Origin of the sequence: Rhodococcus sp. JS3073, assembly GCF_026810085.1 — a bacterium.
Lineage (GTDB): Bacteria > Actinomycetota > Actinomycetes > Mycobacteriales > Mycobacteriaceae > Rhodococcus_F > Rhodococcus_F wratislaviensis.
The window spans coordinates 2056465-2078387 of sequence record NZ_CP113951.1; the positions used below are offsets into that span (position 1 = coordinate 2056465).

The 21923-nt window shown below is 59.2% G+C and carries 19 protein-coding genes; 5 read left to right on the forward strand and 14 right to left on the reverse strand.

Features of this window, described 5'->3' with window-relative positions:
- Positions 1-204: 204 nt before the first annotated feature.
- From OYT95_RS09440 to OYT95_RS09450, 3 genes are all read left to right on the forward strand, one after another.
- Positions 205-2064 carry a DUF4012 domain-containing protein gene (locus OYT95_RS09440; RefSeq protein WP_268791263.1) on the forward strand — a complete coding sequence of 620 codons (1860 nt, stop codon included), beginning with the start codon at positions 205-207 and terminating at the stop codon, positions 2062-2064.
- Between the two features lie 91 nt (positions 2065-2155).
- Complete coding sequence (locus tag OYT95_RS09445; RefSeq protein ID WP_268792222.1) at positions 2156-2497, forward strand: fluoride efflux transporter FluC; 342 nt, start codon at positions 2156-2158, stop codon at positions 2495-2497.
- On the forward strand, positions 2494-2901 hold the full coding sequence (locus OYT95_RS09450) for a hypothetical protein (RefSeq protein ID WP_268791264.1): 408 nt from the start codon (positions 2494-2496) through the stop codon (positions 2899-2901). The genes OYT95_RS09445 and OYT95_RS09450 overlap by 4 nt, the downstream gene beginning before the upstream one ends.
- Here the strand turns inward: OYT95_RS09450 and OYT95_RS09455 are convergent.
- The 4 genes from OYT95_RS09455 to gmd form a co-directional block, all read right to left on the reverse strand.
- On the reverse strand, positions 2898-3455 hold the full coding sequence (locus tag OYT95_RS09455) for a YdcF family protein (RefSeq protein WP_268791265.1): 558 nt from the start codon (positions 3453-3455) through the stop codon (positions 2898-2900). The genes OYT95_RS09450 and OYT95_RS09455 overlap by 4 nt on opposite strands.
- Positions 3456-3521: 66 nt before the next feature.
- Positions 3522-4847 carry a UDP-glucose dehydrogenase family protein gene (locus tag OYT95_RS09460; RefSeq protein WP_268791266.1) on the reverse strand — a complete coding sequence of 442 codons (1326 nt, stop codon included), beginning with the start codon at positions 4845-4847 and terminating at the stop codon, positions 3522-3524.
- Positions 4848-4891: 44 nt separating this feature from the next.
- The gene (locus tag OYT95_RS09465; protein ID WP_268791267.1) at positions 4892-5860 is read right to left on the reverse strand and encodes a GDP-L-fucose synthase family protein; all 969 of its coding nucleotides are present in this window, start codon (positions 5858-5860) and stop codon (positions 4892-4894) included.
- The gene (gmd, locus tag OYT95_RS09470) at positions 5860-6888 is read right to left on the reverse strand and encodes a GDP-mannose 4,6-dehydratase (protein WP_268791268.1); all 1029 of its coding nucleotides are present in this window, start codon (positions 6886-6888) and stop codon (positions 5860-5862) included. Before gmd ends, OYT95_RS09465 begins: the two co-directional genes overlap by 1 nt.
- A gap of 320 nt (positions 6889-7208) precedes the next feature.
- On the opposite strand from gmd, the gene OYT95_RS09475 reads away from it, so the two are divergent.
- Both OYT95_RS09475 and OYT95_RS44665 read left to right on the forward strand, forming a co-directional pair.
- Entirely contained in the window at positions 7209-7916 is a 708-nt protein-coding gene (locus tag OYT95_RS09475; RefSeq protein WP_268791269.1) for a WecB/TagA/CpsF family glycosyltransferase, read from the forward strand.
- 1 nt (position 7917) lies between these two features.
- Positions 7918-9084: a glycosyltransferase family 4 protein gene (locus OYT95_RS44665; RefSeq protein ID WP_442972551.1), complete on the forward strand. Its 1167-nt coding sequence runs from the start codon at positions 7918-7920 to the stop codon at positions 9082-9084.
- 205 nt (positions 9085-9289) lie between these two features.
- Here OYT95_RS44665 and OYT95_RS44670 read toward each other — a convergent pair whose 3' ends face one another.
- From OYT95_RS44670 to OYT95_RS09515, 10 genes are all read right to left on the reverse strand, one after another.
- On the reverse strand, positions 9290-9817 hold the full coding sequence (locus tag OYT95_RS44670; RefSeq protein ID WP_442972552.1) for a serine O-acetyltransferase: 528 nt from the start codon (positions 9815-9817) through the stop codon (positions 9290-9292).
- Positions 9814-10614: a glycosyltransferase family 2 protein gene (locus OYT95_RS44675; protein ID WP_442972553.1), complete on the reverse strand. Its 801-nt coding sequence runs from the start codon at positions 10612-10614 to the stop codon at positions 9814-9816. The genes OYT95_RS44670 and OYT95_RS44675 overlap by 4 nt, the downstream gene beginning before the upstream one ends.
- Before the next feature lie 69 nt (positions 10615-10683).
- The gene (locus OYT95_RS09480) at positions 10684-11790 is read right to left on the reverse strand and encodes a polysaccharide pyruvyl transferase family protein (RefSeq protein ID WP_328286539.1); all 1107 of its coding nucleotides are present in this window, start codon (positions 11788-11790) and stop codon (positions 10684-10686) included.
- Entirely contained in the window at positions 11781-12833 is a 1053-nt protein-coding gene (locus OYT95_RS09485) for a nitroreductase family protein (protein ID WP_268791271.1), read from the reverse strand. The genes OYT95_RS09480 and OYT95_RS09485 overlap by 10 nt, the downstream gene beginning before the upstream one ends.
- Positions 12830-14107, reverse strand: a complete 1278-nt coding sequence (locus OYT95_RS09490) for an oligosaccharide flippase family protein (RefSeq protein WP_268791272.1) — start codon at positions 14105-14107, stop codon at positions 12830-12832. Before OYT95_RS09490 ends, OYT95_RS09485 begins: the two co-directional genes overlap by 4 nt.
- A 174-nt stretch (positions 14108-14281) precedes the next feature.
- Complete coding sequence (locus OYT95_RS09495) at positions 14282-15805, reverse strand: sugar transferase (protein WP_268791273.1); 1524 nt, start codon at positions 15803-15805, stop codon at positions 14282-14284.
- Between the two features lie 395 nt (positions 15806-16200).
- On the reverse strand, positions 16201-17103 hold the full coding sequence (locus OYT95_RS09500; RefSeq protein WP_268791274.1) for a UTP--glucose-1-phosphate uridylyltransferase: 903 nt from the start codon (positions 17101-17103) through the stop codon (positions 16201-16203).
- Positions 17104-17240: 137 nt separating this feature from the next.
- On the reverse strand, positions 17241-18485 hold the full coding sequence (gene manA, locus OYT95_RS09505) for a mannose-6-phosphate isomerase, class I (RefSeq protein ID WP_268791275.1): 1245 nt from the start codon (positions 18483-18485) through the stop codon (positions 17241-17243).
- Between the two features lie 3 nt (positions 18486-18488).
- Complete coding sequence (locus tag OYT95_RS09510) at positions 18489-19568, reverse strand: NDP-sugar synthase (RefSeq protein ID WP_268791276.1); 1080 nt, start codon at positions 19566-19568, stop codon at positions 18489-18491.
- A gap of 184 nt (positions 19569-19752) precedes the next feature.
- The gene (locus OYT95_RS09515; protein WP_268791277.1) at positions 19753-21276 is read right to left on the reverse strand and encodes a sugar transferase; all 1524 of its coding nucleotides are present in this window, start codon (positions 21274-21276) and stop codon (positions 19753-19755) included.
- Positions 21277-21923 lie beyond the last annotated feature (647 nt).

A 21923-nucleotide genomic window follows, 5' to 3' on the forward strand; every position in this document is an offset into this window, starting at 1 on the left:
AGAAATCGGGCCTGCACGCCGCTTCGTTACTGTGAATTGGCCCACCCTCGTTCTGGATGGGCCTGAACCTTGATGACTCCCCGGTTCGCGAAATTCGCTACTCAGACAATAATGAGCAAGCGCGTTGCTTACCACGTGGGGGTCAAACCTGCGACGCACGTCACAGTATCCTCTACGCAACCCCGATGACAGGAGCCACGATCCGTGAACGATCAATCCCGCGGTGATGCCGAGAAACCAGATGCGTCTGGCACTTCCGCGGGCGAGCCCTCGGTTCGTCGCATCCGCAAGCGCACCAATGTCCGCAGCAAGTCCTATAAGCGCAAGCGTGCCCTGATCACGGGGGGTTTTGGGGCCTTGCTGGTGGTGGTGGCATTGGGTCTGTGGCTCGGCTATTCGGCCAGGGAAGCACGCGCAAATCTGTACGAGGCACGCAACCACGCGCAGCTAGCGAAAGACGCGTTACTGGACGGTAATACAGAAGACGCGGAGCGGTCATCCGCCGACGCCGACAAGTATGCCAATAAGGCGTACGACTACACCCACAACGTTCCATGGAGCGTCGCGTCCGCCATTCCGTGGCTGGGCAGCCCGCTCGAGACATCGCAGCAGATCTCCGAAGTTGTACGAGGCCTGACATCGGAGGTGCTCACACCCGCCGTGGCAGCCGGAACCTCTCTGGCGCCAAACCAACTCATCGCTTCCGGCGGCAAGGTAAATTTGCAGCCGCTACAGGATGCTGCGCCAGTATTGGATCAGACTGCCGTCGCTGCGCAGCGGTGGAACGATAAGGCACAGGCTATCGACGAGCCCACATACCTGGCGTCGGTTTCCGATGCGCGTACCCAGCTGCAGGACCAGCTCTCGGAGCTGTCGAAGCTGTTGGGGAATACCGCAATTGCTGCGAAGCTGGCACCCGCAATGTTGGGCGCAGACGGCCCCCGCAACTACTTCATGGCCTTCCAAACCAACGCCGAAGCGCGCGGAACGGGTGGCCTGCTGGGTGGGTACGGTGTCATTCGCGCGAATGATGGTGTCGCACGAGTAGACACGTTGGGCCGGAACTCCGATCTGCCGATGAACAGTCAGCCGATCGATCTCGGTCCAGAGTTCGCGGCGCAGTACGGGCAGAGCCGACCCACCACCGACTTCCGTAACAGTAACTTGAGTTCACACTTTCCTTATGCGGCGCAGATCTGGAAGTCGCTGTGGGCGCAGGAATCAGGCGAACAGGTCGACGGAGCAATTGCCACCGACCCGGTCGCCCTCAGTTACGTGTTGGACGCGATTGGTCCGGTCAAGATGCCGGACGGCGAGGTGATCAACGCTGACAATGTTGTGGAGCTGACCGAGTCGACCGCCTATGTCCGGTTTGCGGACGACAACGACGCCCGAAAGCAGTACCTTCAGACGGTGGCTGCTCGGGTGATCGACAAGATGACCGGAGAGATCAAATCCCCCCAGAAGCTTCTCGACGCCCTCGGCCGCGCGGTCGGCGAGCGCCGTATCGCCGTGTGGAGCTCGCACCCTGAGGAGCAGGAAGTTCTAGCTGGGACCCCCCTCGGTCACACCGTCCCCGACGATGCGACACCATTCGCTGGCGTCGTCATCAACAACCAGGCTGGCGGCAAACTCGACTACCACACGACGCGTGAGATCGACTACACGGCCGAGAGTTGCACCGACGACACCCGTCGCTCGACTGTCACGGTGAAGCTGACGAACAACACACCGCCTGGCGACTTCCCCGACTACGTTGCGGGAACGTTCATCAACACCCTAGGCGTCCCCAAGGGCACCAATGTGTCGGCTGTTTCGCTACTCGCGACACAGGGCGCGCAGCTGCGGAACGTGACGGTGGACGATAAGCCGGCCGTGTTCCTGACAGGTAAGGAATTGGGCCACCCGCTGTTCGACGTCCTGGTCCCTGTACGGCAGGGCCAAACAACTGAGATCAAGTACCACCTGACCGAGCCCGCCACCCCCGGCGAGGCGCGAGTTCCGATACAGCCGCTCGTGGACTATCCGACCGTCACGGTGAACGTGCCAGACTGCGGCGCCTGATCTTGAATGCCATCCGACAGCGCTCGCACCGTCGCTCCCGGCGCTTGCCGTGGCGGCGGGCGGCGCGGTGGGCGCTGCATGCCGATACCAGATGTGGCGGTGGTGGCCGGACGACGCAATGCATTTTCCGCTCACCACTTTCGCCATCAATGTGGTGGGGTGCTTCCTGTTCGGTTTCACTATCGGCGCGATTCCCGACGGGGATCAGGACTCGACGGCCATTGTGCGTGCGTTCCTCATGTACGGCGCGCTTTCAGGTTTCACGACCTTCAGTTTCTTTGCGGTACAAGGTGCCACGCTAACCTCTGCCCAAATAGGGTTGATGTACCTGGCAGTGACGCCGGTTGCGGCTGTCGGTGCCTCGTGGTGCGGCACGGCGTGCGGGTTCGCCGTTTCGAAGGGCACCCGTCGCGCGGGGAGGCATGCGCAATGAACGTGTCGACGTCGATCAACTACGTGTGGTGGGTCGCCGCAGGCGGCGCCGTGGGCGCACTGTTGCATTATCTGGTCGTGACGGTCCTCGGCCCCCGCATGGGCGCGGACCGCGTTGTGCTGCTGCTGACCACGTGTGCGTGCGTGTTGCTCGGCATCGTGGCTGCATCGGGCCGGAGCGGGGTTGGCTATGCGTTTTTCGGCGTCGGGGCGCTCGGTTCGGCTGCACCGTATACGGCGATTGCCAGGCAGGCAATAAATCGCACTCGTTCTCAGTCTCGTCGCCGCACGACGCTACTCGCGGTGTGCATAGTATTCGCCAGCGTGTCGATGGCTATTGCCGGCTACATCTTGGCCGATGTCGGCGGTATCGCATTCGAGAAGGCTCCCGGCGGGTTTCGCTAACAGGGATCTTCGAGAAAAGCTTTAGCGAACCCCACTGTTTGATAGAGATACGTGTACCCCCATTCTGCCAAACTGAAATTGTAGTCGCGCGGCACTGGACGCATGACAATCTCGCCCTTGAAGCATTGCGAAAATATGTAGCGGGCACGGGGTAAGTGATAGCGCCAACTAATTACCAGTAGACTCTTCCAGTTGTGTTGTGCCGCCAAGTCACTGGTGAACATTGCCTCCCCTCTCGTGGTCGGAGGAGTTGGCGGAAAGCAGGTGATTACAATCCCAGGATCCTTAGTTGCACAGTATGCGGCCATCTTCTTGCTCGTCCCGAGAAACCAGTCCGAAAGGACAACATTTTGTGAGACACCGTGCCTCGCAAGTTCAATACCGTACTGCACTCGACCATCATCCTCTCCGCCGAGCACCACAATCGCGTCTACCGGCCTGACCGGATCGAACTCCGAGTCGGTGTACACAAAGTAGCCCCCGGCGGCCAGGCCAAATGATGCAAGAGAGGCGCCTACCACCAAGATGCTGAACGTGATCCGCAGCTGTCGCACCCGTCTCAGGGTAGACGAAACCGCTGTTTCGAGCAGGCTGGTGCGGGGGTACGGCGACCACTCAGGCTATGGACGTCCGAGCCCTCGATACGTCCATCCAGATTCACGCCAATGTTGAGGGTCCAAGCAGTTGCGTCCATCGATGAGCACACGCTTACGGACGACGGCCTCTATGTCGGCTGGCTGAAGCTTCCGGAACTCGGGCCATTCCGTAAGTACAAGAACGACGTCAGCGCCCTCGCATGCTTCAAGCGCAGTCGCTGCGTATGCGAGCGTCGGGAACAGCGCACGGGAATTGTCTATTGCCTTGGGGTCGTAGACCGTAACTGCTGCTCCCTGTAACTGAATCTGACCCGCGACGTTTAGCGCAGGTGAGTCGCGCACATCGTCGGAGTCCGGCTTGAACGCCGCACCTAGTACGGCGACGCGCGCGCCGAGCAGTGACCCGCACGCTTCCCGCGCCAGCTCGACCATGCGTGTGCGGCGCCGCATGTTGATGTTGTCGACCTCTCGCAGGAAGGTGAGCGCCTGATCTGCACCAAGCTCCCCAGCGCGCGCCATGAATGCCCGGATGTCTTTGGGGAGACAGCCTCCTCCGAAACCGACACCGGCATTCAAGAAGCGACGGCCAATTCGCTCGTCATGGCCGATCGCGTCAGCCAACACCGTCACGTCTGCACCCGCCGCCTCACACACCTCGGATATCGCGTTGATAAACGAAATCTTGGTGGCAAGAAATGCATTCGCAGACGCCTTTACGAGTTCCGCGGTCGCCAGATCCGTGACGAGAAATGGGACGCCTTCCTCGAGCAGTACTGAGTAGACTTTCCGCGCAACGACCTCAGCGCGTCCTGGGCGGTCGCGGGCGACTCCGAGGACTAAGCGGTCTGGGTGCAGAGTGTCCTGGACGGCGAATCCCTCGCGCAGAAACTCGGGGTTCCACGCCACCTCGAGGTCTTCGCCAGCCGGCGACAGTTCGCGCGCAAGTACACCAAGCCGTTCAGCTGTACCCACTGGAACGGTCGACTTGCCGAAGATCACTGCCGGACCAGTGACCAGCGGAGCGAGGGTGGTGATAACGGCGTCGACGTACTTCAGGTCGGCGGCGAATTCCCCCTTCTTTTGCGGGGTGCCGACTCCGAGGAAGTGGACGTCAGCAAAAGCGGCAGCCTCTTCGTATGAGGACGTGAAGCGCAACCGTCCAGCGGCGATGTTGCGTTGCAATACTTCTTCCAGGCCGGGCTCGTAGAAAGGTACCTCGCCGGATTCGAGCTTCGCCAGTTTTGCCGGGTCGACGTCCACACCGAGGACGTCGTGTCCGAGTTCCGCCATGCAGGCGGCGTGGGTGGCACCTAGGTAGCCGGTCCCGAATACAGCAATGCGTGTGGTCACTGTGATCTCACATTCAGGGGAATTGGCATACGATCAGAACTCATTCAACTGCGCGCGACGTTCACGTGGTCTCGGTACCACGCAATCGTCGATGCGATCCCCTTGCGGAGACCGATGCTGGGTTCCCAACCGGACTCGCGCAGCTTGGTGGTGTCGAGAAGCTTCCGGGGCGTACCGTCAGGTTTTGAGGTATCCCATTCGATTCGGCCTGTATAGCCAACTTCTTCGGCCACGATCTGTGCGATCTCTTCGACGGTCGAGTCATGCCCGGTGCCGACGTTCACCTGGTCAGCGCCATCGTAGTTCTCGAGCAGGTGGACGCAGGCCGATGCCATGTCGTCCACGTGCAAGAATTCGCGACGCGGTGAGCCGGTGCCCCAGTTCGTGACGGACTCGATGCCTTCGCGGCGGGCTTCGTCGTAGCGACGAATGAGCGCGGGAAGCACGTGCGATCCTTGCGGCGAAAAGTTGTCACCTGGGCCGTACAGGTTGGTCGGCATGGCAGATATCCATGGAAGCCCGTACTGGCGCCGTACTGCCTGGATTTGCAGAATGCCAGCAATCTTCGCGATGGCGTAAGCATCGTTTGTAGGTTCGAGGTGGCCAGTCAGGAGGTACTCCTCCTTGATCGGCTGAGGGGCAAGCTTGGGGTAAATGCAGGACGATCCAAGGAAGAGCAGGCGCTCAACGCCGTGTTTCAACGCCGCGTCGAGGACGTTCACCTGAATCCGCAGGTTCTCCGAGAGAAAGTCGACGGGGTACGTGTTGTTCGCCATGATTCCGCCGACCTTGGCTGCAGCCAGCACGACGTTGCGAGGCTTCTCCTTCGCGAAGAAGCCGAAGACCGCATCCCTGTCACGCAGATCGAGTTCACTGGATGAACGCCCGATCAAGCTCTCGAAGCCTCTCGCCCTGAGCTGACGCCAGATGGCTGAGCCAACCAGACCCCGGTGACCTGCGATGTAGAACGGCGCTGTGCGGTCCAACGCTGTTGGCACGAAATCGGCCGGCATCACAGGATCTCCCAGTCGGGATGTGCTGGCGAATCGATCCAGGGCCGACCTTCGTGCTTGAGCGCTTCGATATCGGCATCGACCATGATCCTGGCAAGCTCGGGAGTGTGGACCTGGGCTTTCCAGCCCAGCTTCTCCTCCGCCTTGCTCGCGTCACCAATCAAGGCGTCCACCTCGGTGGGGCGGAGATAGCGCTCATCGAACCGCACGTGTTCTTCCCAGTTGAGACCCGCGTGGTCGAACGCAACCGTCAAGAAGTCTCGGACTGAATAGTTTCCGCCGGTTGCGAGGCAGTAGTCGTCTGGTTCATCCGCCTGCAACATTCGCCACATGCCTTCGACGTACTCAGGGGCGTAGCCCCAGTCACGGACCGCATCGAGGTTGCCCATGTAAAGGTGGTCCTCAACTCCGGCCTTGATTCGCGCAACGGCCCGCGTGATCTTGCGCGTCACGAAGGTCTCACCGCGACGAGGCGACTCGTGATTGAAGAGGATGCCGTTGACAGCGAAGATGCCGTACGCCTCGCGATAGTTCTTCGTGACCCAGTACGAGTAGACCTTGGCAGCACCATATGGGGACCGCGGGTAGAACGGTGTCTCCTCGTTCTGCGGCGGAGGTGTCGCACCGAACATCTCGGAGCTCGACGCTTGGTAGAACTTGCACTCCACCCCTGCGAGTCGGACTGCCTCAAGAAGCCGAATTGAGCCAACCCCAGTGGTATTCCCGGTGTGCTCGGGCTCATCGAAGCTCACACGAACGTGCGATTGCGCTGCCAGATTGTAAACTTCGTCAGGTTGAATCTGTGAGAGAAGAGTCACCAGTCGCGCACCGTCACTGAGGTCGCCGTAGTGCAGGAAGAGCTTCGCGTCCGGAACGTGCGGGTCGACATACAGATGCTCGATCCGCGAGGTGTTGAACGTCGACGATCGACGAATCAAGCCATGGACCTCGTACCCCTTCGCCAGTAGCAGTTCTGCGAGGTACGATCCGTCCTGCCCAGTGATGCCAGTGATCAGTGCCCGCTTCAAATCGACTCCCTACTCACGTGATACGCCCAGGTGGGCTTGCCAACAATATCTACCGAACCCATCCACAGCCACCGCAGGAGCGACTATTCCTCGTTTAGCTCGGGTCAGCGGCAGCGATGGGAGGCGTAGGTCGAAGGCGATCGACACCCTCGTCTCGACCCGAGTGGCATAAAGCCCAGCTAGATAATACACTCTGGAAAAATTCGAAGTTGGCGCGTCCTCTGAAACCGCTAACCATGGCACCCGGGAAGACTTGAACAATGCGTCGTGTCACGGAACCCCACAGCGACCGAATCCGTGTGGGAACGGTCCCGTTTGAAGTGAGCACTCTACCCAACGCGGTCAGACGTGTAATTCGGGCCGCCCGCGAATCTGAAGCAATTTCTGTACGGCTCTCTAATGCGTACTGCGTCGCACTGGCTTTTGAAGATCGTTCTTACGGGGGACTCCTCAACGGCCCGGGGTTAAATTTCCCGGACGGAACACCAGTCGTCTGGTTCATGAGAAAACGCGCTTCCGCGACGCAAAGCCCGGGTCGTGTTCGCGGACCATCTCTGTTCAAGGAGACGATCAACGCCGGACGCGAGCACAACGTCGCGCACTTCTTTCTCGGAACCACGCCTGCGACCTTGGAATCCCTCACTGCCGCAATGAAACGTGAGTTCAACGGTGTGAACATCGCTGGCACGTACTCCCCACCATTCGGCCCGATAGACGACGATTTCTACAATGAATGCGTCGCTCGAATCGAAGAAACTGACTCGCAGATCATCTGGGTCGCACTTGGGACCCCGAAACAAGACTTTGTGGCTGAAGAGTTGGCAAAGCGAATCAAAAGGCCGTGCGTGGCCGTTGGCGCGGCATTTGATTTCGCCGCCGGTACGGCACGCGAGGCCCCGAAATGGGTCCAAGACTCAGGTATTGAATGGCTCTACAGACTCGCAACCGAGCCAAAACGTCTCTGGCGACGGTACCTTTTCGGAAATGTGCTCTTCCTTCGCGCGGCACTACTGAAATCAGGTCAATAATTTGCGAATCGCAATCGTTCACAGCTTCTATTCAAGCGACCAACCCAGCGGAGAGAACACGGTCGTAGAATCGCAAAGCGCAGCCCTTCGACGAGCGGGGCACGAGGTCAGACTGGTCGCCAGACATACCGATGTCGAGTCCAAGAAGCCGCTATACAAAGCGCGGGCCCTACTTTCCGCGGCCAATATCGCTGGCCCCGAACCCGAGGCAGCGCTCGATGAATTCCAACCCGACGTTGTACATACTCACAACCTGTTCCCGAACTGGGGTACACGATGGTTGGACAAATGGGGCGGCAAGACAGTAAGCACCCTGCACAACTATCGCACAATTTGCGCGTCGGGAATACTGTGGAGAGATGGACATGAATGCACCGAATGTGTAACTGGAAGTTCAATACGCGCAATTCATCATCGATGCTACAGGGACTCAACAATCGCATCCGTACCGTTGGCGTGGGCAACCCGCTCCCACGGATCCGAGGCACCAACCCTCAGTAAGTCACGATCTCTAATCGTCCTTAATGCCAAAGCCCTTGAAACCTATCGCGCGCTACTTCCAACCGCCGATCTAAACCTTATCCCCAATTTTGCGGAGCCCACACCTGCAGTCACTCCGACCGAGTCCGACGAGTGGATCTACGTCGGGCGTCTTGTTCCCGAGAAAGGCCTCTCCTGGCTGCTCGAGCACTGGCCCAGGGACCGCAGGCTAGTCATCGTCGGGGCGGGTGAACTTGAGCGTGACGTCGCACAGGCCGCCGACCGAGAGCCGAGGCGCTTCCGATTCCGGGGCAGATTGACGCCCGAAGAGACTCGCCAGGCGATTGCCAATGCGAAGGGCCTGCTTCTACCTAGCCTCTGGGCGGAGGGTATTCCAACGGTTGCTCTTGAGGCCCTCCAGTGCGGCACACCGGTTCTTGTATCTGACCGCTGCGCGTCCGCTCGTGAACTTACCGCCGGAGGCGCGGGCCTCATTTTCAGCCTCGACGCTGGACCGGACAACCTGTCCAACGCTATTTCCGCCATCGATGCCGATCAAGGGATTCGCGCACGCGCCTCACTCGCCTACCGAGACCGTTACTCAGAAGCTGCATGGGTTTCTCGTGTGGAGAACGTCTATACCCGAATCATGTCGCAAACTCTGGCCGCTGGTGACCCCTCGCAATAAATCCTTCGAACTGCCAAAAATCTTAATAGGAGATTCTGTCACCTCAGCCATCCGGACGCCAGGGACGCGCATCCTGAGCGAATTTAGACAATATCTCCACCGAAGGTATCCCGCAGGACAACGCTTGAATTTTCCGCGGCGGATCAAATAGCGCGGGATCGCCACAGACTGAGCAAGGAGGGCAGCTCATAGCCGGCTCAAACCGTCACCTCATTGGCCTCGCTGGGTTACCCACAACCGTCTCGCCTTCCGCTACCGAAGTTAGAACGACCGCGCCGGCCCCGACACGGCAACCATCACCCAACGTTATGTCCCCGAGAATTATAGCTCCCGCACCGATTTCGACACCGTTTCCGATGCGAGGCACTGGACCACCTTCTTTCCGGTTCCCAATCGTCACGCCGTTTCGAATTGTAGCGTTCCGGCCGATCACGCAATGGTCATTAATGACGAGGCCAAATCCGTGGTAAACGCAAAGACCTGGGCCAACAGTCGTTTTGGGCGGAACCTCAATCCCCAAGAAGAATTCTGTCAGCACTCGATAGGCGACCACGAATGGCACAGACAACGGACGAGGCTTCTCCCTACTTCCCATCAGCACCTGGCAGATGCGCAGTAGGAACAACACGCCCTGAATCTTTGGATTTCGTCGGTTAGCCTGCATATCGCTCTTTACGAAAGAAGCAAGGTCAGCCGTCCTAGGCCACCAAGTAGATGCAAGTGACGAACTCATCGGCCGGTCCTTTCCCTTACGTTTCGGATCATCCAGCTCTTGACCGAATTTAGATCAGTTACCACACTTCGTGTTGGTACTGTAGGCAAGTCCTCAGTGCCAACCCCTCGTTTCGATAAGTCGAATCGCTGTCTCGCGAGCGCCGCGTATCGCCCATTTCGGATCACATACTCAAGCGGCAACGGTCTCTGAGTTCTATAGTGCAGGAGCACCTGCGGTAGACAAAGCATCGGCCGGTCCGATAGCTTGAGGAAAAGCGCATAATCTTGCGCTCTCCTACACGTTTCGTCGTAACCGTCGACCGAACGCACGTCCGCCGTCCTGAACATCGTCGCGGGATGGGGTATGGGAATCTTCATCGCCCGCTGGCGGCGAGCAATCTCCGGACGTGATATAGGCCAATTGCTCTCGACAGGACCGCCCCAGTCGCCGAACTCGGCCATTTGCGACGATACGGCTGCCAGCGAGGGGTCGGCATCCATAGCACTCGCTTGGTCTCCCAGACGTTCGGGCATTGAAATGTCGTCGGCATCCATGACCGCAATATACTCGCCTGTCGCCTCTGCGATAGCACGATTCCTTGCCACCCCAGAGCCCGCATTAACTGCAGAATGAAGAACCCTTATTCGATGATCCTCACTCAACACTCTTATCAAATCACGCGTGTTATCAGTAGAAGCATCGTCTACGATTATCAACTCCCAATCCGAAAATTTCTGACCCAAGATAGACTCGATTGCACTACCTACCGTCGCACTGTCGTTGTAGGTAGGCATAACTACCGTCACTTTTGCCATCTTACTTCCCTAATATAAACAGCCTATTCGCGACTGGTACGAGAATCGCCTGTCAAACCAAAGTCCAGTTCAGATCTCGTTTGATAACACGTCATGGACATCTGACCACATTCTATCTACTTCTCCGATCAATTCTAACTTTCGACGACGGAGGGCTTCCGAGGAGTCCTCTGCCACCATCGATTCAATCCCGCGGATTGTGCCCACCGCGTCACCAGGTTCCGTCAACCAATGTTCCACACCAAAGTCTCTAAGGAGTTGCTTGTACTTATGCGACCAAGAATGCGTGATAACAGGCGTGCCAGTCGCCAATGCCGCCACTACGGCATGATAACGACCCGCAACTACCACCGCTGACTCTGCGATATATTTCTTGACATCCCAACCACTGAGGTCTGAAATAATTGGAAATGGGGATCTCTGAGAAACTCTACGGAGGATCTCAAGATCGCGCGGACCCTCGTGAAGCAGCCCGACTACCTCGAATCCGTTACTCTTGCCCCACTCCGCTGCTTCCGTCAGGCACTCAATATATTCCGAACTTCCCCTCTTATCCGAGAGATGCCAATTAGGAACAATTACTAACCTTTTTGCACGTTCGATAGTGTTGTCTGTCCATCCCTCGCCAATCGTTATATCTGGACAGATCCTGCATATATCTCCGTCTATTCCCAGAGACAATATGTGATCGTAGGATTCCTGCTCTCGCGCATAAATCCGATCACAGTTCTTGAGCGCCGAGACAGCCAGTTCACGCACGTCGCGATCCTCGAACGGGCCATATGCTTGTGGAAGAGCGACGACTGTAAGTCCCTGCGCTTTCCACTGATCGTACTTTCGGGATAACCACGTCGCGGTGTGAGTTCCCCACGGATCCCCCAGAGCATACCCAGATGCGTCTAGCACCCCCCTGAAAGTTCGAAGTGTGGCTATGCCTTCCAGGTCAATGCGCGGCACAAAACTGTCAATCGTTTGTAGACGAGGATTGCCAATGTATTGCTTCAGCAAAATTTCGTTCCTCAACGAAGCGTCAACTTGCCCGACAGTGACTGCCGGCGAGTAGCCCATTCTTTGCACACGGGCCGCGGCCGACCTCAAGAGGTGCTCCGCGCCCCTATTCCCCACCGATCGGTCGCGGACCTCGGCTCCGCTAATTAGAACATTTCTTAACGCCATTCGACCACCGTCTCAATGCTTCTCTTATGACTACGGGGAACCAGCTGGTCAGGAGTTCCATACCCTATTGCAATAAACATGATCACACGCTCATCGGATTCTAGATGGATCAGCTTTCCTAATTGATCATTCCTGCTCCTCACTTCAGGCCAGTTTATGCAGCAACTGTTCAGACCAAGCCCTTCGAGTGCAAGTATGAATCCGGTGGTAAACAATCCGCCGTCAACATATATTGCGTGACGATCGCGCTCATGTTCGTAGCCCCGGTGCTGACCGATTAATACTGCAACGGCGGGAATCTGGTTGGCGAAACCTGCAGTTCCCATGGGAACTGCCGCCACAGTCTTTCGAAGATTCTCGTCGTCGATAATCAGTAGGCGAAAGCTCTGCCGGTTGCACGCACTCGGGGCTGTCAGGCCCACTCGCACTGCCTTCTCTACGAGTGCCCGCGGCACGGGTCTATCTTCAAACCATCGAACAGACCGACGGTGTTGAGCGATATCGACGAGTGCATTGCACTTTGTATCCAATTCCTCAAGGCCGGTACGGACAAAGGGCACGAGTTCGGGTTCATCAAGCGTCGAAATTGACGAATCGCATACAGATCTCCACGCTTCTCTGGCCAGTACTACTCGCCGGTCCGTCGATGCCTCTGTTGCATCAAAGTATCGCCTAAGGACATCCGACGCCCATTTCAATTCAGCGGGGTCATCATGTTCTCCTCGAAGACTGAGCCGCTTTACAGTGCTGACAGTCCGCTCAATGTAGTCTGCTGCGAACGTCTCACGTCGCGGTACCGACACCAAGCCCTTTTCAATTCTGTGCACCGATCGCCTCATGAACATTCGATTTGCGAATCGGCGTTCTGAAATGTAATGGCGCGATGTCCCAGACGCGACGGCCCGCTGCTCCTCGCGAAAGGCCCCTTTGATGTAGAAGAAGTTCGAGGCGCCGAGAACTATCGGCACTGAGACCGAAAGCTTCAATATGGACTCTCGCTTTATTTTACCTAATTTCCGTCTAGCCAGAGAAGGAGTAATCATTCTACGCGAACCTCTCTTTGAACCTTCAAGCGTTCGATTGAATGCCTCACTGTAGCCTTTGGTAGTCCAATAGACCCGACCGAAATGACGATCAGGTCACGCCCACGGCGGGTAACTAAGAAGGCACAGACTATCGCTAGAGCGTATCCGGCAATTGCCGCAACAACCGCTCCCCACACCCCCAGAATCGGGACAAGCAGAAGATTGAGTGCAACATTGATCGCAAGGCCGCACACGTTACTTGAAAGGCTGTACCCATAGGCCTTCTCGATAATCAATATCTTGCTAATGAGCTGGCGCTGGAATATGAAGATTATCGTGACTGAATAGACTGGAAGCAACTCCGACGACAAACGAAACTCAGGCCCATACAGGGCAAGTACAGCATCAGGCCCGACAGTTACCAGTCCTGTCATCACGACAAGACTGAGGGCGAATACCGCCCGCGCTGCCCGCGCACACTGGGTCGCATATTCCTCGTCATCCGAAGTCGATTTAACAAGATCGTTGAACAGCACGGTTGTAACAGCTACCGCGAGGATAGTTGCCGCCTCCACAAATCTGCTGGCGCTCGCATACTGTCCGACAACGGCAGATCCAAGCAATGCCGAAACTATGAATACGTCAGCACGTGTTGCAATCACTGCGGCAATACTTGAGAGCCAAAGATTCTTGAGCTCGTTCAACTGGCTAAGCCCAGCGCCGAGACTCTTGACGCCCCCCAGCAACAATGAAGAACTGAGGCCGGAGCGGAAAAGTAGAATGCCTTGCCAAAGCGCCGCTTCCGCTCCTTGAAGAAGTAGGACAAGTTCGTAGTTTCCTGACGCTGCTGCGGCCAACTTGGGAATGGAGATGCAAACAATTAATATGAGACGCCGTGTGGCGATCGTCCTGAACCCGCCCCTGCTCATCCACGTAATTTCAGGGACGTCAAAGGCGCCGAGAGCGTAACCGACAAAGAATAGTGCGATGGCGCCCATATTGGATTGCTGCGTATCCATGAGGGTCAACACCAATGCAAATCCGATTGCGAATGCCGGTGGAATCAGAATCAGGCGGGCAGCGACTATTGTTTCCGTAGCTGCCCGACGCCTACTCCCGCCCAAGATTAGTTTATGAACCGCGGCGCCGGACAGACCTCCGATCGACACTGACTGCAGGATCGCCACAGCGGCGAGGAGCACTGCGAACTGACCGAGAATAGAAGGACCTAAATCACGGCCCAGCAATATCGTGACGATCAGAATGCTGACGACTCGGGCAACGTTAGACAAAGTTAGTGCGGCAGCTCGAGCACCGGATTGGATCCGAGGGAGCACTCTCAATGAAGCCATCTAGAAGACCCGGCTTGGGACGCGTCTAGGCGCGACCGATGGGTGGCTATCTCAATAACTTCGGTCCTCTTCGAATTCCGCCGCGTGTTGACACGGATGCTTCTTGGTCTCAAATTAGTATGCCCCATCTGATCCGAGCACCGCCTTTATGGTCTTTCCGACGATCAACACATCGCCCATCATCGACCAGTTTTCGACATACGAGAGATCAAGACGCACCGTCTCCTCCCATGAGAGATCGGATCGCCCGCTCACCTGCCACAACCCCGTAATTCCGGGCTTCACAAGAAGTCTGCGGCGAACGGTTCCATCGTAGGCCTCAACTTCTCGGCGCAGGGGTGGACGCGGCCCCACCACACTCATCTCTCGGCGCAGCACATTCACAAACTGCGGCAACTCGTCGAGGCTGAACTTGCGAAGGAACTTTCCTACCTTTGTCACCCTGGGATCCTCTCGCATCTTGAAGAGGACGCCGGCGCCCTCGTTCGCGTTCATCAACGAGGCCACCTGCTTGTCCGCGTCCACGACCATGCTCCGGAACTTGAGCATCGGGAAAGGCTTGCCGTCGAGTCCCATACGCTCCGATTTGTAGAAGACAGGGCCCTTGCTGGTCACCTTGATCGCGAGCGCAGCCGCGATCATCACTGGGCTGATGAGAACAAGGGCAAGGATCGCGAACACGAAGTCGAAGGAGAGTTTCGAGAACTTCTGAGCGCCGTGGTAACGCGGCTTCTCCACGTGAATGAGTGGAAGGCCGGCCACCGGTCGCATCGACAGGCGCGGCCCAGACACGTCCATCATTCCCGGCGCAACCACCAGATCAACATGATGCGGCTCAAGGTCCCATGCGAGGGAGCGCATCCCCTCGTGTCCGAGGTGCTCTGTGGCTGTTACGGCGACGGTATCTGCATGGCAGAAACCCAACGCGCGAACCACGTCGCCCTCGTCGCCAAACACTGGGATATCGCGCTCTCCCACAACGATCTTGTCATTGCGCGCGCCCGTATGTCCTGGGATGCACATGCCGACCACCTTGTAACCGTCCGCCGTACCGCGCTCGAACGATTCCGCCAAGCTCCGCACCGCGCGTTCCCCGCCAACCACGAGCACAGAGGTCTGGAACTCACCGCGGGAGCGCCTGCGGGCGATCACCCGACGCCACACCCACCGACTGACCAGAAGACCGGCCAGCCCCACAGGGAAGGCGATCGCGAGATACAGGCGAGCGAGGTCTAGGCGGAACAGAAGAGAGACGATCGCAATCAAGCCGAAGAGCCTGACCGTCGAGACGAAGATTCGCCGATACTCGTCCGGTCCACTCCCGATCACTCGGACCGTTCGTGTCCGGAAGATGATCAGCGTCGCGAGCCACGACGCGACCAGTAAGGCAGAAACCAACGTGTAGCTGAGTGATTGAGGGAAGTCCGAGGTATGCAGGACGCCGCTGTCGCCGAACCGGACCCACTGTGCGAGCGCCACCGCGGAGATCACGATCACCGTGTCCGAGACCCACAAACGCCGGATGTATGCAGCCTGCCACACACGCCGGCCACTCAGTTGTCCTGGGACTGGTGAGGGAGGTGCATCCCCCTCAGCGGCCGTTGCCGAGTCGAGCGAAACACCGAACGACGTCACCATCTGAGCCTTCCAACTAGGACCAAAAAGCCAGCGAGCGTCTTTGTCTCGCGACCTGCGTGGCGGTAGAGGAAGTCCGCCCCCTGAGTTTTGCTGCCAGCTAATGATCGCACCAGTGGCCTTCTCGTTACACTTGAGACACCCCGGAGTGATGCGACTCACAACGCCGATTTTTCTTCAGAGAGGGGGACTTTCGACCCTGGTCAACCAGAGGATCTGCGCTTAGAGCGACGTGCCCGGAGACAAGTCCACAGACAAACCTCAGCTCCGACTGGTGGCACCTTTTCCGATCGTCGAGTATTTTGCGCACTTCGTACCGAACAGTAACAACGCGGCAACGTTGCCCTGACCAGCCTCAGGTCCTTCGAAACGCCAAAGTGAACGAATGGAACATCGCTCTAGCCCTTGACCCTCTGCTCCAGCCACGTCTGCAGGTCCGCCCCATATTCGGGATGACTGAGCGCCAGGTCAATCGAAGCGCGGAGGAACCCGCCGGGATTGCCGAGGTCGTGCCGGGGCCCGCGATGTACCACTACGTGTACGGGATGCCCCTCCGCGATCAGCAGCGCAATCGCGTCGGTCAACTGCAACTCGCCGCCCGCTCCCGGGCGGATACGGCGGAGCGCATCAAAGATTGCCCGGTCCAGGAGGTAGCGACCGGCGGCCGCGAGAGTCGATGGTGCGTCTTGGAGTTTCGGCTTCTCGACCATGCCTTTCACTCTCAGTACGTTCGGATTCGCGGCATCGGGGACCGCCTCGACGTCGAAGACTCCATATGCGCTCACCTCCTCCTTGGGGACGTCGATGGCACACAACACCGTTCCGCCACGCTTCGCTCGCACCCGTGCCATGACGTCAAGCACGCCGTTCGGTAGCACCAAGTCGTCCGGCAGCAGAACCGCGATCGCATTCTCGTCGTCGCCAAGCACCGCTTCAGCACAACCAACCGCGTGGCCGAGCCCCAACGGTTGTTGCTGGACTACCGACTCCACCGCGAGAAGGCCCGGTGCCCTGCGGACCTTCTCCAGCAAAGTGTGCTTACCCCTGGCCGCAAGGTTGTTTTCCAACACCAGATCTTCAACGAAGTGCGCCACCACGCCGTCCTTGCCAGGCGCCGTAATGATGACCAGCCGCTCTGCCCCCGACTCTGCAGCCTCGCCAGCCACCAACTCGATCCCGGGCGTATCCACCACAGGAAGCAGCTCCTTGGGCACCGTCTTCGTCGCTGGCAGAAATCGCGTACCCATTCCCGCTGCCGGCACAACAGCCGTACGGAACACAGTCGAATCCAAATCCCCCATGGTTGTGCCTTTCTCGAAGAAGTTATGAGCTGCGGTGTCACGACCCGTGCGTGTGACCGACACGTCACACTGGTCGGTTGTCCAGGTCTATCGGATGCAGATGAGGGCAGATCCCCTGGCGGCGAGGAGAGTCCGCATCATCCGGAGCCGATCGTGGCGACGAAGACCTGGGCGCCCTGCTGTGCAGGCGCGAGAGTCACCGCCGGGTTCGATGCTGGCAACCACGCCGCATGTCCGGCACTCAGCTCGAGCGAGTCGCAGTGGGACGAGAGGACGGTCGATCCTGCCGTGCAGAGAACGATCCGTGGGTTTCCGGCGGCGAGAGTCGCTGCGGACGACACCGCACAATTCCTGCTCGTGTCGAGGTGCAGTCGGGTGAGCTCGAATTCTGCCTCCGGTGTGCGGTACACGTGTTTGTTGTCACGACCATCACCGTCCGCACGCACCACCGGCATGGACGCCGGCCGAAAGCTGAGGACTTTCAGCAGCTCGGGCACGTTCACGTGCTTGGGGGTCAAACCGCCACGCAGCACATTGTCCGAGTTGGCCATGATCTCGACGGCTGCGCCTCGCAAGTATGCGTGCAAATTTCCGGCCGCGAGAAACAGCCCCTCCCCCGGTTCGAGCGTGATCCGATTGAGCAGCAGCGAGATCAGGACACCGGGGTCGTTCGGATACTTGTTCCCCAGGTCGAGAGCAGTTTGCGCCTCGGCCGCGAACTCTCCCTCCGCTCCGCCTGGCTCCTCCGACAGGTACCGCCGGCAGGCTTCGCGTACACCAGCGATCAGAGTCTCCGGGTGTTCGTCGCCCGTGATCCATTGCGTGAACAGCGCGCGCATACCCGAGGAGTTGGTCTGAGCCTCCAGTTGTTCCGCACACCGGTTCAACTCCGCAACACCAAGGGCTCGCAGCAACGCGACGGTTCGCCGCACGTCGCGGAACCCGGCGAGCGCTTCGAATTTCGTCAGCGCAACGACAAGTTCCGGTTTCTGGTTGTCGTCCTTGTAGTTGCGGGCAGGCGAGTCGAGCGGGACACCGTTCGCGTTTTCGCGTTCGAATCCTTCACGTGCCTGCACGGAGTTCGGGTGCGCCTGCAACGACAGGGGTTCCTCAGCGGCGAGCACCTTGAGCAGAAACGGAAGGCGACCTCGGAATCGCTCCGCGTTGGCCTCCCCCAGTTGCCCGATCGGGTCGGCCGAAATCAAGTCGAGAAGTGAGACGCTGGAGCCCGCGTCGTCCACGCGAGCCGGGTCTGCTGGATGCGCACCGAGCCAGAGTTCGGCCTCGGGCTGATCGGACGGCGAGGGTCGCCCCGTGAGCTCCGCCAGTACGGTGCGGGAGCCCCAGCCATAGGACCGGATTGCTCCGTGAAGGCGTTTCATCGATCAGACATTCGTCGAAAATCGAACGCCGCCATCAGGCAACGTCACATCGGGCCAGACACGGGCTCCGCGCAACAATTCGCATCGAGCGCCCACGTCGGCGCCGTTTCCCACTACCGAATCGCGCACAAGTGCGCGCGGCCCGATGCGGCAGTCGTGCCCGAGAATCGATCGTTCGATCACCGCGCCCGCTTCTACATGGGCACCGTCGAACACCACGGCTCCGTCTAGACGCGCACCCGCACCGACGGTTACGCGTGCACCGAGCACCGTGCCGCCGATCAACACCGCGCCTGGTGCCACCGTGGCAGTCGGATGGATGAGCGACTCGCCGCGCGTACCGGTCAGCGTGGGCGACGGCGCAATTCCACGAACCAGATCCGCCGACCCGGCGACGAAATCGTCTACCGTTCCCATGTCTCGCCAGTAGGCGGAATCGACATGGCCAAATACCCGCGTCCCGCCGGACACCAATGCGGGAAACACCTCGCGTTCCACCGACACGGGGCGATCGGATGGGATCTTCTCGATCCACTCCCGCTGGAAGACGTAACACCCGGCGTTGATTTGGTCGGTCGGTGGATCCTGCGTCTTCTCGAGGAAAGCGGTGACCCTGCCATTGGAGTCCGTCTGCACGCAGCCGAACGGGCGCGGATCACCCACCCGAACCAGGTGCAGCGTTACGTCGGCATCGGCCTCCGCGTGCGTCTGTAGAACAGCCCGCACATCGGTGCCACCGAGGACGTCACCGTTGAAAACCACCACGGTATCGGCACGAAGATGGGGCAAGACATTCCGGATAGCGCCCCCGGTACCGAGCGGCTCGTCCTCGGTGACGTACTCGATCTCCAGCCCGAGCTCTTCACCCGTGCCGAAATGCTGTTCGAAGACTTCCGCTTTGAATGACGTCCCGAGCACCACATGGGAGAGTCCCGCGTCCTTGATGCGGCCCAGCAGGTGAGTCAGGAAGGGCACTCCCGCAGTCGGCAGCATCGGCTTGGGCACGGACAGAGTCAACGGACGCAGCCGGGTGCCCATACCGCCGACCAGAATGACCGCGTCCGGCGCAGTATCGATCCTCATGTCCGACATCCCCTCCATGCCCGAATACGGTGAAATGATTGAAACCCGATCGCGGTTTGCGCGCCACTCGACTTCGCCCCGAGTGGCGGCGTGATCATGGTCTATCTGTGACGCACTGGTACGTTGATTTTCGCTGAAACCCTACGTGTTCGACGGCAAGGTCCCTCACCGGCCACTCGATGTCCTAATACGCCCCGTCACCGGCCACCACAGCCCGCACCGTCTTGCCAATGATGAGGACATCTCCCACCATCGACCAGTTCTCCACGTACGAGAGATCGAGCCGAACAGTCTCTTCCCACGAGAGGTCCGATCTCCCACTCACCTGCCACAGGCCGGTAATTCCTGGCTTCACCAGCAGTCGGCGACGGACGGTGCCGTCGTAGGCCTCGACTTCTCGGCGCAGAGGCGGGCGCGGGCCTACCACGCTCATCTCCCGCCGAAGAACGTTGAGAAACTGTGGAAGCTCGTCGAGGCTGTACTTGCGCAGAACTCCGCCCACGCTTGTGACCCGCGGATCCTCACGGATCTTGAAGAGGACGCCGGCACCCTCGTTCGCCGTCATCAGCGCCGCGACCTGTTTGTCGGCGTCTGCCACCATGCTTCGGAACTTGAGCATCGGGAACGGACGACCGTCCAGGCCCATGCGCTCCGACTTGTAGAACACCGGGCCCTTGCTGGTCAGCTTGATCATGAGCGCGGCCAGAATCATCACCGGGCTCGTCAGGACGAGCGCCGATGCCGCAAAGATCCTGTCGAACGTAAGCTTCGAAAACTTCTGCGCGCCGTGATATTGCGGCTTCTCCACATGAATCAGCGGTAGTCCCGCTACCGGCCGCATCGACGGACGCGGACCGGACACATCCATCATTCCGGGTGAAACCACCAGGTCGACGTCGTGCGGCTCGAGGTCCCAGGCAAGGGCGCGCATACCTTCGTGCCCGAGATGCTCGGTGGCTGTGACTGCGACTGTGTCGGCACGACAGAACCCCAGCGAATCGATCACGTCCCCCTCGCTGCCGAGCACGGGAATGTCGCGACCGGCGACGGTGATCTTGTCGCCATGCGCGCCTGAGTGTCCCGGAATGCAGACGCCCACCACGCGATATCCGTCGGCCGTACCTCGGGCGAAGGATTCCGCGAGAGTCCGGACGGCGCGTTCGTTTCCCACGACCAGGACCGACGTCTGAAACTCTCCGCGTGACCGCTTACGAGCAATCACCTGACGCCACACCCAACGGCTCACCATCAGGGCCACCAGTCCGACGGGAAACGCGATGGCGAGGTAGAGCCTCGCCAGATCGAGGCGGAACAACAGCGCCAGCATCGCGATGAAGCCGAACAGCCGCACGGTGGACACGAAAATCCGTCGATACTCGTCGGGCCCACTCCCGATCACCCGCACCGTGCGAGTCCGGAAGATCGTCAGGGTGGTCAGCCACGCCACGATCAGCAGAGCGGAGACGAGCGTGTAGCTCAGGTCGTGTCCCATACCGCTCGTAATCAGAATGCCGCTGTCACCGAACCGCACCCACTGCGCGAGCGCGACCGCAGCGATCACGATCAGCGTGTCCGAGATCAGCAAACGTCGGATGTAGGCGGCCTGCCACTCGCGGCGACTGTACGACCCATCCTCTTCCCCCGCGAACGCCGCTGCGTTCTCCGGAGCCCGAGACGAGTCGGGTGAAACATCAAATGCCGTCACCATTCGCCTTCCGAGCTCGAGCCATCCTGACTGGCGAGCTCGTGTGTTCTCACGACACAGCGAAGACGACGATCGCCCGATGTTTGCTGCCGCGTCGATATTCGCACGCGGACCCCCGAGTTGAGACATCAAGTGATCAGGTTCACAGTACCCGATCAACAGGGCGGCACTGCGCTTCTATCGCAGGTCAGCAGGTGTGTATATCGAGCGAATGACATTGCCGGGCGGACCATCTGCTACCGGAGTTCACACGAAATCCTGGCGAACTCGCCGGCGAGCAGGTACGGTACCCGCCGCAATTCGCTCGCGGTCCGGATCCCGATAACTACCTGCCCGCACTCTGAACGATCGACCCGGAAATTCTCAGCATTTTCGCAGCTACGAATGCCGAGTACGGTAGCCTGCCTACCCCCTCGAGTGCGGCATACTGGTGTCGTGTGGTGGTGGACAATCGGGATCGTCATTGCGTGGGTGGTGTTGTCGATACCACTCGCAATACTGATCGGGAGAGCAGCCCGGCAGAAGGATCGACGCGAAAAGTTGCCCCGCCGGCGCAAGAGCCGGACTGGCGGGCCGCCCGACCAGACCGCCGCATAACCCAGGACACGCAACAAACTCTGGTCGCCCGGTCCACCGAACGGTGCCCACGC

Excerpts from the sequence above, each read along its gene's own strand:
- OYT95_RS09495 (WP_268791273.1), bottom strand. The coding sequence starts at position 15,805 with ATGGTGACGTCGTTCGGTGTTTCGCTCGACTCGGCAACGGCCGCTGAG.
- OYT95_RS09465 (WP_268791267.1), bottom strand. The coding sequence starts at position 5,860 with ATGCCGGCCGATTTCGTGCCAACAGCGTTGGACCGCACAGCGCCGTTC.
- OYT95_RS44675 (WP_442972553.1), bottom strand. The coding sequence starts at position 10,614 with ATGGCAAAAGTGACGGTAGTTATGCCTACCTACAACGACAGTGCGACG.
- OYT95_RS09510 (WP_268791276.1), bottom strand. The coding sequence starts at position 19,568 with ATGAGGATCGATACTGCGCCGGACGCGGTCATTCTGGTCGGCGGTATG.
- OYT95_RS44670 (WP_442972552.1), bottom strand. The coding sequence starts at position 9,817 with ATGAGTTCGTCACTTGCATCTACTTGGTGGCCTAGGACGGCTGACCTT.
- OYT95_RS09445 (WP_268792222.1), top strand. The coding sequence starts at position 2,156 with ATGTGGCGGTGGTGGCCGGACGACGCAATGCATTTTCCGCTCACCACT.
- OYT95_RS09480 (WP_328286539.1), bottom strand. The coding sequence starts at position 11,790 with ATGGCGTTAAGAAATGTTCTAATTAGCGGAGCCGAGGTCCGCGACCGA.
- OYT95_RS09450 (WP_268791264.1), top strand. The coding sequence starts at position 2,494 with ATGAACGTGTCGACGTCGATCAACTACGTGTGGTGGGTCGCCGCAGGC.
- OYT95_RS09515 (WP_268791277.1), bottom strand. The coding sequence starts at position 21,276 with ATGGTGACGGCATTTGATGTTTCACCCGACTCGTCTCGGGCTCCGGAG.
- manA (WP_268791275.1), bottom strand. The coding sequence starts at position 18,485 with ATGAAACGCCTTCACGGAGCAATCCGGTCCTATGGCTGGGGCTCCCGC.
- OYT95_RS09485 (WP_268791271.1), bottom strand. The coding sequence starts at position 12,833 with ATGATTACTCCTTCTCTGGCTAGACGGAAATTAGGTAAAATAAAGCGA.
- OYT95_RS09500 (WP_268791274.1), bottom strand. The coding sequence starts at position 17,103 with ATGGGGGATTTGGATTCGACTGTGTTCCGTACGGCTGTTGTGCCGGCA.